Genomic DNA, 15859 nt, shown 5'->3' on the forward strand with positions numbered 1-15859 from the left:
CGATTTAAAATAGCAATGTTATATCGGCTAATAAGGTATCAGGCTTGGAAAAATGTAAATGAAGATACAGATTTGATTCTTGGCTACCTGTTAAAGTGTAAGTTAACGCTAATTGATAAGTGCGAAAATACGTTTTGTTATTACTGATAGGATGATTAATAAGTGGCGTTAATTTATAGATAATATTGTCTTGATTTTGGCCTAAAGAAAAATCACCAGAAGCAACAAGTGTACCTTTTGAAGCATTGCCTGTTCTAATTGATAGTGATAGTAACTGTTCACTTTCATTTGCGCATTGCAATAAAATAATCAAAGGTTGTGGTGTACTGCTTTTTCCTATAATGCCATCAGAAGGTAGGCAAAAAACAGCATCTTGATGAAGTAGGATACAGTTTTTACCTACAAGCATATCGACATAGGCAAATTGTGCATTACTGAGCTGTGGGTCAAAACCATGGTTTAAATCCAATTCATAGCTTTTTTGTTTAATGGGTAAATTGTTCTCCATTTCTAATGACATGGCTCCATAGCCATCATAAAAACGAAAAATAGGCCCTGATTCTGTTAGCCATGCACCAGAGTCATCGTGACATTGCTTGCCATTATGTCGACTCATATAAAGATTAAGGCCATTAAAACAATAGCCAGGAAGATTAAAATAGGACTTATTCTCTCGGTTACCTTGTCCAATGGAAAAACTTTGATTATTGACATCATCAAGCACCATATATTTTAATGCCCCCCAAGGGGTGTCTGAAATATAACGTACCGAAGGCAAAAATTGAGTGGGTGATAAATAGCTTTTATTACTATCAGCTTGGAAAAATATTTCTGTTTTTAATACATCTTGGCTATCACCCGTTACACCATAGCAACCTTCATATTGAATATGATTAGGCTGTTTTTCAGTCGTTAAATAGTTTTGTTTAATACGAATAACAGCATCAATATGCGAATAGGTTTCAATACTTTGTAACATCGATGTTCGTTGCAACATATCTCGTCCCATATCTAAATACATTTGATAATAGCTTTTTTGATAATCAAAATTATAATCTTTGCCATAAAGTTCTAGACTATTCCAACGCGTTAATGGTGTTGAAAATTCAATTTCAAAACTACGTTTTATCCAAGATTGGTAAAAAGAGAGCCCCGATGTATAAATACTGGATAAAAATGTATTACATTTTGTGTAATCGTCTTTAAATATGAGTGAGGTTTGTTGATAAATTGCTTTATGAATATTGGTATTAAATTTGTCGATGTTATCTCTTAGGGTTTTTAAATTACTTGTAAAATAATCATCTTTAAGGTCAAGCGCTTTCTTATTAGTTAAAATATCACTATGTGCCGCAACAAACAGTGCACAACTGTGGCAATAAAAAGGTAATCCAGCCGATTGCGCTAAATTCAAAATTAATGGTTGCTGCGCAATAATTGCAGCTATTACATCATCAAATCGATTAAGAACTTGATCTCTTAAATCTTGTTGTTGTTTATTTTAATAATAGACTTTAGGTTCAAGATAATTATTGAGTGAGTCAGAAAAAAGCTGATAAACGCTAGTAATACCTTCAATAGAAAGTTTAATAATCTTAATGTTATTTTGTGTGATTTCGGCATCAATAATTTGAGAAATATGTGCAATGATCTGTTCTGCTAATGAATCATCTTTCATATTTTTATTAATCATACCAAAGAGGGCTGAGGTTATTTTTGATAACACGCCACCAGCAACAGGAATTAAACCAATAATATGACCAACGACAACCTCACCCACAACAATGGGGGCATTAAGAGGATCTTGCTGATTAAAATCTTCCACAATGGAAGGTAACGTGTCGTTGTTACTATTAATCATATCCAACATACCGTCTTTTAAATCTTGATAATTAATACAGCTTAAAGGTTTGTTGATAGGTAGAGATGAAGGGCTAATGGCAATTTTTAAATCATTTAAATTATTTAAATACATAAATGAGGATCCTTCTCTGAGTCGAGATTATTGATTCCATTATTCTATTCGTTGAGATTGAGCTAATTAATCCGTTAAACGTTAATAGATAATTTAGAGCTTTCTTTTTTGACGCAAAAGCATCATCAGTACAACCTTAAAAAAGATCAGCTAATTATTATTTAATTAGCCTATAAAAAAATATGAAGGATAAAAAAGGTAGAAAGTATTGAAACAAAACTTATGCGAAGTGTTTTTTGTGCGCTTATTCTCATTTTTCCAATAGCAAGCTCATAAATGTTTGTTGTTAATGATATTGGTTATGATTATCATTAACGATAATATTTACACGTTAGAGTAAAGCGTGCTTTGCTTGGAAATCTGTCATGTTTAAATCGCTCTTATATACTTTTTTGCTACTTTTATTTTCTACCTCTTTTAATGTTGCTTATGCCACGGTTGTTGGTGCTGATAACTTATCTTGGCCTCGTGTTTTTACCAGCGTTGATGGTTCTACTGTTGAAATTAAACAGAAACCTAAGCGGATATTATCGGCATCGGTTTCTATTACTGGCACATTATTAGCAATGGATGCACCTGTCATTGCGAGCTCAACTGCTGCAAATGGTAAATTTTTTGCTCAATGGGATAAGGTGGCAAAAGATAAGGGCGTTGAAAAATTATGGTCGGCAGGTAGTGTTTCTTTAGAAATGGCCTATCTGGCAGCACCAGACTTAATCGTAGTATCAATTAATGGCGGCGATACTGTTTATCCTCAAGTTGAGCAATTTCAACAAATTGCACCAACTATCGTCTTAGATTATGGTAAACAAGGTTGGGAAAGCTTAGCGGTTCAATTGGCGCAAGCTACGGGGCAAGAAAACGAAACGAAAGCGCTGTTACAACGATTTAATGACTTAGTTGCTAGCAGCAAAGCAAAACTTCAACTACCAACGGATAATGTCAATATTATCTCTTATTTTGGTGCTGGAACGGTTAATCCCGTTTCATTAAAAACGAGCCCTCATGCAATATTATTACAACAACTTGGCTTTTCTATCGAAAGCGCTGATTTGGCATGGCAACCGAAAGATAAACCCGTTTCTGATTTTGTTTGGGCCCAGTATGAACATTTAACACAACTGACGGCACCAACAACATTCTTATTAAGTGGTACAGCTAAAGATGCAGATGTTTTTATGGCTGACCCTATTCTTGCCAATATGCCTTCTGTTAAAACAAAACAAGTTTATGGTTTGGGTGCTAACTCATTTCGGGTCGACTACTACAGTGCGCAAGAAATAATTAGCGATATTGTGACGCGTTTTAATAAGTATAAGTCATAACGTATGTCTGCTTCTCAGCATGTTATCAAGTGGGGAATAAGGGGAGCGATTTTCCTATTGGGCGCCTTTGCTCTTCTGAGTTTATTTGTGGGTAGTCGATATGTTTCAATTGAAACCACATGGAATGCCTTTATCGCTTTTGATGCGACTAACAGTGAGCACTTGTTAGTTCGTTATTTACGATTTCCTCGTACCTTATTGGCTATCGTTATTGGTATTGCATTAGGGGGAGCCGGAACGTTAATGCAGGCATTGACACGTAACCCGTTAGCAGATCCGGGATTATTTGGTATTAATGCGGGCGCAATGGTGGCGATAGTTTCATTAATTGCATTAACGGGAATTACTGATGTCACTTTGTATATGTGGTTTGGCTTATTAGGTGCTTTTCTCGCTGGTATTGGCGTTTATCTGTTAGGTGGAGTGAGACACGGTATAAATCCTATCAGAATGGTGCTGTCTGGTGTTGCGCTCTCAGTTGTTTTATTGGCAATGACACAGCTAATTACTGTTAATAGTGATGAAAAAGTATTTGATCAATTTCGCCATTGGGTTGTGGGATCACTGCAAGGGCGAAGCTTTGATGTGCTATATCCCATAACGATACTTGTTGCGATAGGCAGTGTAATTGCTTATTCGTTAACTCGAGCATTGGATATCGTGACATTAGGTGATGATGTTAGCCATGCATTAGGGGCTAATCAAAATCGTGTGTGGCTGTTATCTGCTTTCGCTATTGTATTGCTAGCGGGTAGTGCAACAGCAGCGGTAGGGCCAATTAGTTTTTTAGGTTTAACTGCACCTCATTTTGCTCGTCGTTTAGTGGGTGCTGAATACCGCCGAATATTACCGATGTCGATGCTTATTGGCGCCACAATTATGCTAATTGCAGATTGTTTGGGACGACTTATCGGCACTCCTGGTGAAATTAGTGTAGGTATTATGATCTCGCTTATTGGTGGGCCCTTCTTTATTTATTTAGTTAAACGCTGGCGGATTATTACGTTATGAAATTAAAAAACAACGAAATAATCTGTCAGTTTGGCACTTGGTCTTGGGTCTTCTCCCAACGCGATATTATTGTGGCTGCTCTTTTATTTTTATTGGTTATCTTGTTGGCTTTTTTAGCGATGACAACAGGAAAATTTCCGATAGATATACCCACTTTAATTAATATTGTGATAGGTGAATCACAAGGTGGTATTAAAGAAAAAATTGTTATTGATATTAGGCTACCGCGACTACTTACTGCAATTGGTGTGGGTGCTGCATTGGGTATTTCTGGCGCAATATTTCAGTCAATTTCGCGTAATGTTTTAGGTTCGCCTGATGTTATTGGTTTTACAACGGGTGGCGCATCGGGGGCGTTATTGCAGATTATTGTATTTAACGGCTCAATTCCTGAAATTGCAGTTTCTACATTAGTCGGGGGAATGGCAACCGCGTTGGTTGTTTATCTATTGTCATTAAAAAATGGTGTAATGTCGGGTTATACCATGATCCTTATCGGAATTGGCGTAGGTGCCGTATTACATGCTTTTAATGGTTTACTGTTAGTTAAAGGTAATATTGATAACGCTATAGTCGCTAATTTGTGGTTAGCCGGTTCTCTTAATGCTCGTACTTGGCAGCATGTTTACCCCGTTTTTATTGGATTATTTGTCTTAATTCCACTTATCTTTTTCTATTCTAAATCACTCACTTTAATGGAAATGGGGGATGATATGGCACAACAGTTGGGTGTTAATGTCGGTAGAGTGAGATGGATAATGATTTTTAGTGCTGTGATATTGGCATCGTTAGCGACGGCTTGTGCCGGGCCTATTGCATTTGTTGCCCTTGCTGCGCCTCAGTTAGTTATTCGTTTAAGTCATTCAGGAAAGCTTCCTATTATGGGTTCTGCATTAATGGGATCACTGCTTTTACTCTTAGCCGATGTGCTTTCTCAAAACTTACCTTTGAACGTAATGATGCCTGTGGGCTTAATGACGGGCGTTATTGGTGGGCTTTATCTTTTATGGTTATTAACGAGAACGCATAAAATATAATTGATAATAATTATTGTTACATATTGATAATGATACGCATTATATATAATGCGCAAATAATAATAAATATAGTGAATATTTTCTAACTTATGGATGAGTTAATGGGATGGTCGTTAAAAAGGCATAGTATTTTCATATAAGAGCCTAACGATAAATTAAAAATTGGGAAAGTGATGAGCGTATTTTTAATCGTTTAATGGCATGCGAATCGCATGAAAGGTATAGACTCATGTCTGGTATTCTTACTCTACGCGCAAAAAAAACAACGATAACAACGGTGGTGCAAACTGCTTTATTAAGCACACTTTGGGTGGTCTCACCCAATGTAAATGCACAAGAGAACAAACAGCACGATAATAAAAATGAAGATGTGTTGATTGTTACGGGTGAAAAACTGAATAAATCTATTTATGACACGGGTTCTAGTGTCACGGTATATGATTTTAAAAAGATAGAAGCAACACCCAATGCAGACGTTAATACGTTATTACAAATGACGCCTAACGTTGTTGATAACGGTAATAGTAATGCATTACCCGCTATTCGTGGTGTTGATGGTTCGGGACCTGCCCAAGGCGCAATTGCATTTCTTGGTGGTACTCGCCCTCGTGTGAATTTTTCTGTTGATGGTCGTTCATTTACTTATAATGAGTTTGGCTATGGTGCACAGTCACTATGGGATGTCGATACTGTTGAGATTTTCCGTGATCCACAAAGTTATATTCAAGGCCGTAATGCGATAGCAGGTGCCATTTTAGTCAAAACGATGGATCCCACCTTTTACTGGGAAAATGCGGTAAAAATAGGCGCAGGTCAGCAAGATCTTCGTCAATATGCTGTAATGACGTCAGGACCATTAATTGAAGATAAACTGGCATTTCGCTTTACTGCTGAAAGGCAAGAACGCGAAAGTTTTGAGCATATGGACAAATATTCACCGTCAGGTAATCCTAGAGAAATTCACTCAAATACATTCCGTGGTAAGTTACTTTACGACTCTATCGATAATCCAGATTTTAAAGCTAAGTTAACAGTAAGTCATCTCGATAGCCGTTCGCCACAAAACGAAGCCAAAATGGCCAGTAATTTAGCGCCTGACGCTGCACCGCGTTTTCGCCCTGTGATTAAACGTAAAACAACGAGCAGTATTTTAAATACCACATGGGAAGCTAACGATAATTTAAGTGTCGAAAATACATTAATTTATACTGATTTCTCGACTCGGCGTTTAACTGAAGCCAAAAGCCCGCGTGCGGATATTGATGCGAAAGAGTTTGAATTTGAGCCAATGCTACGTTTTAAAACAGATAGCGAAGCATTAAGTGGAATTTTTGGGTTACGTTATTTTCACGCTAAACAAGATGAGTTTGTGAATATCTTCGGTGGAAGTTATTTTGATGATAAAACTGAAACGGCTTCTGCTTATGGTTCATTAACTTATGCTCTATTCCCTGAAATTGATGTCACTTTATCAGGACGTTTTGAGCGTGAACATCATACTCGTCATGGTGGCAGCAAAACAGTCGCTATCGATTTTGATGAAACCTATAACACCTTCTTACCTAAAGCTGATTTCGCATGGAAACCGGCAGCTAACCAAACAGTTGGTATTGCCGTAGGGCGTGGTTATAACGGAGGTGGTGCTGGCGTCACTATTGGCAGCCCTATCGTTACTTATGTTTATTCCCCTGAATATGTTTGGAACTATAGTTTATATACTCGTAATAGTTTGCTTGATAACAAACTTAGCGTGATGACTAACTTGTTCTATAACGATTATAAAGATATGCAGTTGCCGTTTTATTTAGGGCCAAATTCAACCACTATTCGTAATGCGAAAAAAGTAGAGACTTATGGAGCTGAGTTAACAATTGCTTATCAGCCTATTGATTCTTTAGAGCTAAATACTGGTGTGGGTTTATTAAAAACCAAAATAAAAGATTTTGGTAATAGTGGTATCGAAGGTAAAGAGTTAGCGCGAGCACCTGATTACACGGCGAATATAGGTGCTAAATATCAGTTAACAGAAGCTATAGATGTGAGTGGTAATGTACAGTTTTCAGGAAATTACTTTTCTCAAGCTAATAACGCAGAAAGCGGAAAAGTAGATAGCTTCTGGCTAGCTAATTTACAGATGGGTTATAACTTTAAATGGGGTAGAACGACGTTGTTTGCTCAGAACTTATTTGATTCTGATAAACGTATTCTTATTCCTGATAATAATAAAGACACTGCTATTTACCAGCGTCCACGAATGTTTGGTGCAACGGTAGAATTTCGTTTTTAGTTATTAAATCTTAAATGGGTGATGTGAATGCACCACCCATATTGATAATATGTCGTAATTAAGAAAGATAATGTGATGAATAATAATCGACTACAAACTCATAATTTAAAGCTGGGATACCAACAAACAACAATTTGCCAAGATATTTCGTTAACGATCCCTGATAAGCAATTTACTGTTATTATTGGGCCAAATGGTTGTGGGAAATCAACGCTCTTACGTAGTTTGTGTCGATTACTCAAACCCTTAGCAGGATATATTTCTCTAGATAATCAACCATTAACTGATTTTTCAACCAAAGTCTTGGCGCGTCAAATTGCATTGTTACCTCAAACAATGCAGGCGCCAGCAGGAATAACGGTTGCAAATTTAGTTGCCAGAGGTCGTTTTCCACATCAAAGCTTTATGCACCAATGGAGCCAAGAAGATAAATTAGCGGTAGAAACAGCAATGGGTGAAACCGGTGTGACTGAATTTGCAGATAAAACAGTTGATTCTTTATCAGGTGGACAACGCCAACGAGTTTGGGTTGCAATGGTGTTAGCACAACAAACGGATATTTTGCTGCTAGATGAACCAACAACTTACCTTGATATCGCTTATCAAATAGAACTGCTCAATATTTTTCGTAAACTTAATCGGGAGCAAGCTCGTACTATTGTGGCTGTATTACACGATTTAAATCAGGCGTGTCGATATGCTGATAATTTAGTGGTGATGGTAAAAGGGCAAATCGTCGCTCAAGGTGAGCCACAAGCGATAGTTAATGAAGCGTTGATTAAGCAAGTCTTTGATTTGGAATGCCAAGTTATTCCTGATCCCATAGCAGGAACCCCGATGATCATCCCTTGTTGAAGAAGGGGACTGTTATTAATAAAAAGCTGTTTTAACAGTCAGTTATAAACAGCTTCTCTGATGGTTAAATATTTTTAACTACGCCGTACGCCATCTTTGTGCCACCCAAAGCCCGCTCATTTTCATTGAGTAACCAAATAACACGCCAACAATTAATGAAATTATAATTTGAGGTAAATTATCTTGAGCTGCAAATAGAGTACAAGCACCAATAAAAGTACCAGGAATATAGGCGAGTAAGCTACTTTTAGCTTGAATACACATCACAAAAGCAATCACGCCAGTAATGGCATACCCTAAAATTGAAGTATCGTTAAATAAATTGCTACCATAAATAATTGCTAGTGCCCAAATAACACCGCTCATAATTGTTGCAATGGTTACAGCTAATCCTTTAAGGCCTTCCTTAGGATAAGCAAAATAAGCGGTACACCCTAAAAAACCAGCCCAGCTTAATAACCCAAATTGATTAGCAACAAAAGCCCAAACGGCAGAAAGAATGCCTGTTGTCAGCGCAGTAAAAAAAAGCGTTTTCACTATTCACTCTTAATAATTAGGGGGGATAATAACCCAGTTAACTAAAGGCGGAGTTTAGCATTGCGATAGGCGTTTGATCTATATTTAGATCATTAAATAACACGTTTTTTATAATATTAAGCATAAGTTTAAGTGCTATTTTTTTATCAATTGATTACAAAAAAAAAGGTAAACGTTTGCGCTATTAAAATAGAGATAAAATATTAAATTAAATAATGTTGGGCTTCATTTAACTATGGTTTTAATATTTTAAAATGGTAGGAAATAAAAAGAAAATAATAAAGAGAAAAATAAGTATTATTAATAATGTAATTCTTTGTGGCTTCTATCGTTACCTGTTATAACCGATGAATCAAATTTATTCACGATGATGGTAATGTATTAAATGTCAGCGAGGTGTGTAGAACGCATTCTCATGCCATTACCACTCATCTTGTTATTCAATTTTGTATGCAGAATTATTTTTAGCATCTTTAGGATAAATTTCTATTGCTAAATTAAGTGCTGAAAGACGTTTAAAAAAAATATCAAGCTTGGTGGAATTAGGATCTAATTTTAAATTAGAAACGGTATCTTGTCGAATAGCTATTTTCTAAGCAACTTTGGCTTGAGAAAGTTTTTGATTTAATCGAACATCTTTTAGATGGGTGCTGAGTTGTTGGGCATTAATTATAATCATCACTATTTTATCGATTATAGGCGTTAATCACTAATATACTTGTTATAGCGTGTAGATTTATATTTACCTGCTATAACTGGTAAAGTATGTTTTACACGCTACAGCAGGTATGTTTGAGATATTATTTACCAATACAGAAACTAGAGAAAATACGGCCTAATAAGTCATCAGAGGTAAATTCACCTGTTATCTCACTTAATGCTTGTTGAGCAAGTCTTAATTCTTCTGCTAATAATTCACCTGATTTTGCATACACCAGTTGCTCATAGCCTTGTTGTAAGTGTTCTGCTGCAGTATTTAATGCCTGTAAATGGCGACGTCGTGCTAAGAAACCACCTTCTGTGTTACCGCTAAAACCCATCGCTTCTTTTAAGTGATCGCGCAGTAACTCTATCCCCATGCCATCGCGCGCTGATAAACGGATCATTGGGTAATTACCTTGAGCGGTGATTTCTACATTTTCACCCGTTAAATCCGATTTATTACGAATAACGGTAACCGGTAATGTGCTTGGTAAGCGAGCCATAAAATCAGGCCAGATATCTTCAGGCGCAGTCGCATCGGTTGTGGTGCTATCAACCATAAACAGTACTCGGTCAGCTTGTTCTATCTCTTTCCACGCACGTTCAATACCAATGCGTTCCACTTCATCGCTGGCTTCGCGTAATCCCGCCGTATCAATGATATGTAAAGGCATACCGTCAATATGAATATGTTCGCGTAATACATCACGAGTTGTGCCGGCGATATCGGTTACTATCGCCGCTTCTCTACCTGCTAATGCGTTAAGTAGGCTTGATTTACCTGCATTTGGGCGACCAGCGATAACCACTTTCATCCCTTCACGCAGTAGGCTGCCTTGGCGTGCTTGAGCTCGAACATTATCTAACTCAGCAATTACTGCATCGAGTTTACCTTCGATTATTCCATCAGAGAGAAAATCGATTTCTTCATCAGGAAAATCAATAGCCGCTTCAACATAAATACGTAGGTGAGTTAAAGACTCAACCATCTCATTAATATGGGAAGAGAACGCACCTTGTAGTGAGTTAATTGCAGAACGCGCTGCTTGCTCTGAACTTGCATCAATTAAGTCGGCAATAGCTTCTGCTTGTGCTAAATCGAGTTTGTCATTTAAAAATGCACGCTCTGAAAATTCACCCGGATTAGCAATGCGTACACCAGGAATTTGTAAAATTCGTTTTAGTAATAAATCGAGAATAACAGGGCCGCCATGACCTTGTAGTTCTAGAACATCTTCACCAGTGAAAGAATTCGGATTTGGGAAGAATAGGGCGATACCCTGATCAAGCACTGAGTTATCTTCATTACGAAATGGCAGATAATCGGCATAACGAGGCTTGGGTAATTTACCTAAAACCACTTGTGCAACTTGAGTCGCTTTAGGGCCAGAAACGCGTAGGATACCAACACCGCCTCTTCCAGGAGGTGTGGCCTGAGCGACGATAGTATCAGTGCTATGCATGGTGTACTCGCTTAATCAGAATAATCATTAATTGTATAAAAACGAAAAAACAGAAGGCGGCCTATAAGACCGCCTTCGCTATTTTATGTCACTTTCCTTTGAATGTAACCAAGGAAGAGGTTTTTCCTCATGTGACCTTATTTTTTGTCTCTGCTGTGTAAGCCACGTTTTTCCAGACCGCGATAAATTAACTGCTGCTGGATAATGGTCACTAAGTTACTGACGATATAGTACAGAACCAGACCTGATGGGAACCACAGGAAGAATACAGTAAACACAACCGGCATAAAGGTCATGATTTTTTGTTGCATCGGATCAGTCACTGCTGTTGGAGACAGTTTCTGAATGATGAACATCGTCACACCCATTAATAATGGCAGGATGTAATACGGGTCTTGTGCAGACAAGTCTTGGATCCAACCAATAAACGGTGCATGACGTAATTCAACGGAGCCCATCAGCATGTAATACAATGCAAGGAAAATTGGCATCTGGATAATCAATGGTAAACAACCACCCAGAGGATTCACTTTCTCTTGTTTGTATAACGCCATCATTTCTTGGCTCATACGTTGTTTGTCGTCACCGATGCGTTCACGCAGAGCAGCCATTTTTGGTTGCAGTAAACGCATTTTTGCCATGGAGGTGTACTGCGCTTTAGTCAGCGGGTACATGATACCACGAACGATAAAGGTGATCATGATGATGGAGAAACCCCAGTTACCGATAAAGCTGTGAAGGAACTTCAACAGTTTAAACAGTGGCTGAGAGATAAACCATAACCAACCGTAGTCTACAGATAAGTCTAAATGAGGGGCAATAGCCGACATTTCAGACTGAATTTCTGGACCAACCCATAATGTAGAGGTGATATCAGCGGTGCTATTAGGTGCAATAGTCACTGGTGCTGATTTATAACCAATAAGAGCGATGGATTTGTTTTCCAGAGTAATAGAATAGAAGCTGTTATTCTGACTTTCTTTGGATGGTACCCATGCTGTTGCGAAGTATTGTTGTAACATCGCAACCCAACCATTATTTGTTGTCAGAGATAAGTTTTTATCTTCAATATCACCAAAGCTATATTTTTTATAGTTGGTTTCATCTGATGAATACGCCGCACCACGATAAGTATGCAGAGCAAAGTTGCTGCTGCCAGTATCACGGCTTTCAGGTAACTTAACAGACTGTTTTAACTGACCATAGAAATTCATTGTCAGTGTTTTATCTGTTGTATTCTCAATGGTGTAATCAATCCCGATGTCATACTGACCTTTTTTCAGAATAAAGGTTTTGACGAATTTAACGCCATCTTCATTCACATAAGTCATTGGAACACGCAATTCATCTTGGTTTGCATCAAGAACGAATTGTGCTTTGTCAGTGCTGTAGACAGGGCGAGATTTCTGATCTGGACCATCTGGGCCGATTAAGCCACTTTGAGCCTGATACAGGAATTGAGGTGTAGTTTCCAGTAAACGGAAAGGTGTATCGGAATTAAGCTCGGCTGGATAGGCTAACAAATCAGCCTCATCGATAGTACCGCCCTGTGTATTGATGCGCAGATCAAGTACATCAGTTTTTACGGTAATCAATTTTGCCTGCTCATTGCTGTTACCAGTCACAGCAAGACTATCACTGCTTGGCATGTCCGCTTGTTGCGAGACCTGAGTAGTAGTGGTGGTGTTTTGTGATACTTTATCACCCTCCCACTGCTGCCAGATCAGGAAAGAAACGAACAGCAAAGCGATGAATAGAAGATTGCGTTGCGAATCCATCGTTAATTTTCTCTGTTATCGTCGTTTTTTCTAGGTGGGACAGGATCATCACCACCTTCGTGTAAAGGGTGGCATTTTAATATGCGTTTCACTGTTAACCAACTACCTTTTATCATTCCAAACCTGCGCAATGCCTCAATTCCGTAATGAGAGCACGTAGGATTAAAACGACAACGGGGCCCTAACAGAGGACTAATCCCCAGTTGATAGGCCCTAATCAGCAAGATCAGGATTTTTGAGCCAAGCGACAATGACGACGCCATAATTTACCCAACACTTCCGTCAATTGATGGTTATCAAGTTCAGCAACCCCTTTTCTTACTAATAACACAAAATCCATCGGCGGTAATTCATGCTGATGTAAACGGAAGTATTCACGGGCCAATCGTTTAATACGATTACGCTCATGAGCACGTTTTACGTTTTTCTTTGCGATAGTTAGACCGATGCGGGGATGCCCCAGCTCATTCTGGCGACCCAAAATAGTAACTTCTGGTGAACTCGCGCGCTGTGGCTGCTGGAAAACAAAATTGAAATGCTTGGGAGTTAACAAACGTAACTCCCTTGGAAAAGCTAGCTTAACCACGGAATGGTTAGCTTTTATTATTTCGAAGAAACGGTCAGACGAGAGCGGCCTTTCGCACGACGGCGAGCCAGAACTTGACGACCATTTTTAGTGGCCATACGAGCGCGGAAGCCGTGGTTACGGTTGCGCTTCAGTACAGACGGTTGAAAAGTGCGTTTCATGGCGATTTCTACCTACTTAATATAATTACTGATTCAGCAAATGCGTTGACAGATTGGCATGCCTAAATAAACAAACCGATACTTCAATCGCAGCATCAATGATGGAAAGATGCGGGATTGTAATAAAATCACTCAAATGCGTCAATGAAGATGACGCTTTAAGTACCGATTTTTGTCTTCTTTTTTAGCAAACCCGAAAATCAATCCTTGCTTATGCACAACAGACACTCATATCAACGACCTAAAATAGGACAGAAATGGGCGACTTGTTAGTGCAAGCACGCAGGGTGGAAGATTATACGGACTCGGTATGAAAGCGCAAGGATCTTTGACGGATCTATCGACAGATTGTTGATCATCTTTAATAACTAAGTAGGATTTCTATCAAGAGAAAGTTATCCCCAATTGCTATTTATGGGGTGACTCAAGTACACTAGAACGCCTTTACATATTTCATTTGGCGCATTATCACAAATTAGTGAGCCTGTGGATAAAAACCATGAAAACTGTGTAAAAGAAAGAGGATCTTCGTTTCATTTTGCGATATGATCCCCCGTCACGATCCAGAATAGCCAGTCTGCTTTCGTGAAAACGATACAAAAAAATCGTTGTCACCAATAAGTTGTTCCTTATTAAAGATGCAAAGGAACGGTGTTGTGTACCTAAGTATTTAATCAAGTAGTGTTTAATCACATTTTTCCTGTTTATTTTTTTAGTCTTGTTTTTGAGGGGAGTCCGCCGTGTCACTTTCGCTTTGGCAGCATTGTCTTGCCCGCTTGCAGGATGAGTTACCTGCCACTGAATTTAGTATGTGGATACGTCCCCTGCAGGCAGAACTGAGCGATAACACGCTGGCACTGTATGCACCTAATCGTTTTGTGTTAGATTGGGTGAGAGAAAAATACATTAATAATATTAATGCATTATTAGTGGATTTTTGTGGTTCTGAAGTCCCTTCTTTACGTTTTGAGGTAGGTAATAAGCCTATGTCAACACGTGCTACTGAGAGTGTTCCAAGAGCAGTTACACATACTACGGTGAATCCTACACCGATAAATAGTCAGCCTATTCGACCGAGTTGGGATAATCATCACGCTTCTCAGTTACCCGAGCTTAGTTATCGTTCAAACGTCAATCCGAAACATAAATTCGACAACTTTGTTGAAGGTAAATCAAACCAACTCGCAAGAGCGGCAGCAAGACAAGTCGCAGATAACCCAGGTGGTGCTTATAACCCGCTATTTCTTTATGGGGGCACAGGGCTTGGTAAAACGCACTTATTACATGCCGTGGGTAATAGCATTATGGAACGTAAAGCAAATGCAAAAGTGGTTTATATGCATTCTGAACGTTTCGTACAAGATATGGTAAAAGCGTTACAAAATAATGCCATAGAAGATTTTAAACGCTATTATCGCTCTGTGGATGCTTTGCTAATTGATGATATTCAATTTTTTGCCAATAAAGAGCGTTCACAAGAAGAATTCTTTCATACCTTTAATGCGTTATTAGAAGGTAATCAGCAAATTATCTTAACTTCAGACCGTTATCCTAAAGAGATCAATGGTGTTGAAGATAGATTAAAATCACGCTTTGGTTGGGGATTGACGGTTGCTATTGAGCCACCAGAACTTGAAACTCGAGTTGCGATTTTAATGAAAAAAGCGGATGAAAATCAGATTCAGTTACCAGATGAAGTGGCTTTCTTTATTGCAAAGCGACTTCGTTCTAACGTCCGTGAGCTTGAAGGTGCATTAAACCGAGTTATTGCTAACGCCAATTTTACAGGTCGTGCTATTACGATAGATTTTGTGCGCGAAGCATTACGTGATTTACTCGCATTGCAGGAAAAATTGGTCACTATTGATAATATTCAAAAAACAGTCGCAGAATATTATAAAATTAAGGTGGCGGATTTACTGTCTAAGCGACGATCTCGCTCGGTTGCCCGTCCGAGGCAAATGGCAATGGCGCTGGCGAAGGAATTAACAAACCACAGCTTGCCTGAAATCGGGGATGCCTTTGGTGGTCGTGATCATACAACGGTACTTCATGCATGCAGAAAAATAGAGCAACTGCGTGAAGAAAGTCACGATATCAAAGAAGATTTTTCTAACTTAATCAGAACATTATCATCCTAGC

At 38.5% G+C, this 15859-nt stretch carries 14 protein-coding genes and 1 pseudogene; 6 read left to right on the top strand and 9 right to left on the bottom strand.

The window, feature by feature from the left end:
* Positions 1–4: 4 nt before the first annotated feature.
* Both PH4a_RS07010 and PH4a_RS18255 read right to left on the bottom strand, forming a co-directional pair.
* Entirely contained in the window at positions 5–1414 is a 1410-nt protein-coding gene (locus PH4a_RS07010) for a hypothetical protein (protein ID WP_244212946.1), read from the bottom strand.
* 87 nt (positions 1415–1501) lie between these two features.
* Positions 1502–1975 (bottom strand): insecticidal delta-endotoxin Cry8Ea1 family protein, encoded by a 474-nt coding sequence (locus PH4a_RS18255; RefSeq protein WP_244212947.1) that lies wholly within the window; start codon positions 1973–1975, stop codon positions 1502–1504.
* Between the two features lie 365 nt (positions 1976–2340).
* Here PH4a_RS18255 and fepB point away from each other — a divergent pair, with 365 nt between their 5' ends.
* The 5 genes from fepB to PH4a_RS07035 all read left to right on the top strand — a co-directional run bounded on the left by fepB (position 2341) and on the right by PH4a_RS07035 (position 8490).
* The gene (gene fepB / locus PH4a_RS07015; RefSeq protein ID WP_129038817.1) at positions 2341–3300 is read left to right on the top strand and encodes a Fe2+-enterobactin ABC transporter substrate-binding protein; all 960 of its coding nucleotides are present in this window, start codon (positions 2341–2343) and stop codon (positions 3298–3300) included.
* Between the two features lie 3 nt (positions 3301–3303).
* Positions 3304–4311: a FecCD family ABC transporter permease gene (locus PH4a_RS07020; protein ID WP_129038819.1), complete on the top strand. Its 1008-nt coding sequence runs from the start codon at positions 3304–3306 to the stop codon at positions 4309–4311.
* Positions 4308–5348 (top strand): FecCD family ABC transporter permease, encoded by a 1041-nt coding sequence (locus PH4a_RS07025; RefSeq protein WP_129038821.1) that lies wholly within the window; start codon positions 4308–4310, stop codon positions 5346–5348. Before PH4a_RS07020 ends, PH4a_RS07025 begins: the two co-directional genes overlap by 4 nt.
* 229 nt (positions 5349–5577) lie before the next feature.
* A complete protein-coding gene (locus PH4a_RS07030; RefSeq protein WP_244212949.1) occupies positions 5578–7635 on the top strand; it encodes a TonB-dependent receptor in 2058 nt (685 codons plus the stop codon).
* Positions 7636–7710: 75 nt separating this feature from the next.
* Entirely contained in the window at positions 7711–8490 is a 780-nt protein-coding gene (locus PH4a_RS07035; RefSeq protein ID WP_129038825.1) for an ABC transporter ATP-binding protein, read from the top strand.
* A 78-nt stretch (positions 8491–8568) separates the two neighbouring features.
* On the opposite strand, the gene PH4a_RS07040 is transcribed toward PH4a_RS07035, so the two are convergent.
* The 7 genes and pseudogenes from PH4a_RS07040 to rpmH form a co-directional block, all read right to left on the bottom strand.
* Positions 8569–9027: a DUF1097 domain-containing protein gene (locus PH4a_RS07040; protein ID WP_129038828.1), complete on the bottom strand. Its 459-nt coding sequence runs from the start codon at positions 9025–9027 to the stop codon at positions 8569–8571.
* Positions 9028–9463: 436 nt separating this feature from the next.
* A pseudogene (locus PH4a_RS18260) lies at positions 9464–9706 on the bottom strand (helix-turn-helix domain-containing protein).
* A gap of 121 nt (positions 9707–9827) precedes the next feature.
* A complete protein-coding gene (mnmE, locus tag PH4a_RS07050) occupies positions 9828–11192 on the bottom strand; it encodes a tRNA uridine-5-carboxymethylaminomethyl(34) synthesis GTPase MnmE (protein ID WP_129038830.1) in 1365 nt (454 codons plus the stop codon).
* 137 nt (positions 11193–11329) lie between these two features.
* Positions 11330–12970, bottom strand: coding sequence for a membrane protein insertase YidC (yidC, locus tag PH4a_RS07055; protein WP_129038832.1), 1641 nt, complete (start codon positions 12968–12970; stop codon positions 11330–11332).
* Positions 12971–12972: 2 nt separating this feature from the next.
* On the bottom strand, positions 12973–13233 hold the full coding sequence (yidD, locus tag PH4a_RS07060; protein ID WP_064718396.1) for a membrane protein insertion efficiency factor YidD: 261 nt from the start codon (positions 13231–13233) through the stop codon (positions 12973–12975).
* Positions 13197–13556 (bottom strand): ribonuclease P protein component, encoded by a 360-nt coding sequence (rnpA, locus tag PH4a_RS07065; protein WP_071788569.1) that lies wholly within the window; start codon positions 13554–13556, stop codon positions 13197–13199. Before rnpA ends, yidD begins: the two co-directional genes overlap by 37 nt.
* A 17-nt stretch (positions 13557–13573) precedes the next feature.
* Positions 13574–13717, bottom strand: coding sequence for a 50S ribosomal protein L34 (rpmH, locus tag PH4a_RS07070; protein WP_036933424.1), 144 nt, complete (start codon positions 13715–13717; stop codon positions 13574–13576).
* Between the two features lie 740 nt (positions 13718–14457).
* On the opposite strand from rpmH, the gene dnaA reads away from it, so the two are divergent.
* Complete coding sequence (dnaA, locus tag PH4a_RS07075; protein ID WP_129038834.1) at positions 14458–15858, top strand: chromosomal replication initiator protein DnaA; 1401 nt, start codon at positions 14458–14460, stop codon at positions 15856–15858.
* Position 15859: the final 1 nt, after the last annotated feature.

Source organism: Proteus hauseri (assembly GCF_004116975.1).
In the GTDB taxonomy this organism is placed as follows: Bacteria; Pseudomonadota; Gammaproteobacteria; order Enterobacterales; family Enterobacteriaceae; genus Proteus; species Proteus hauseri.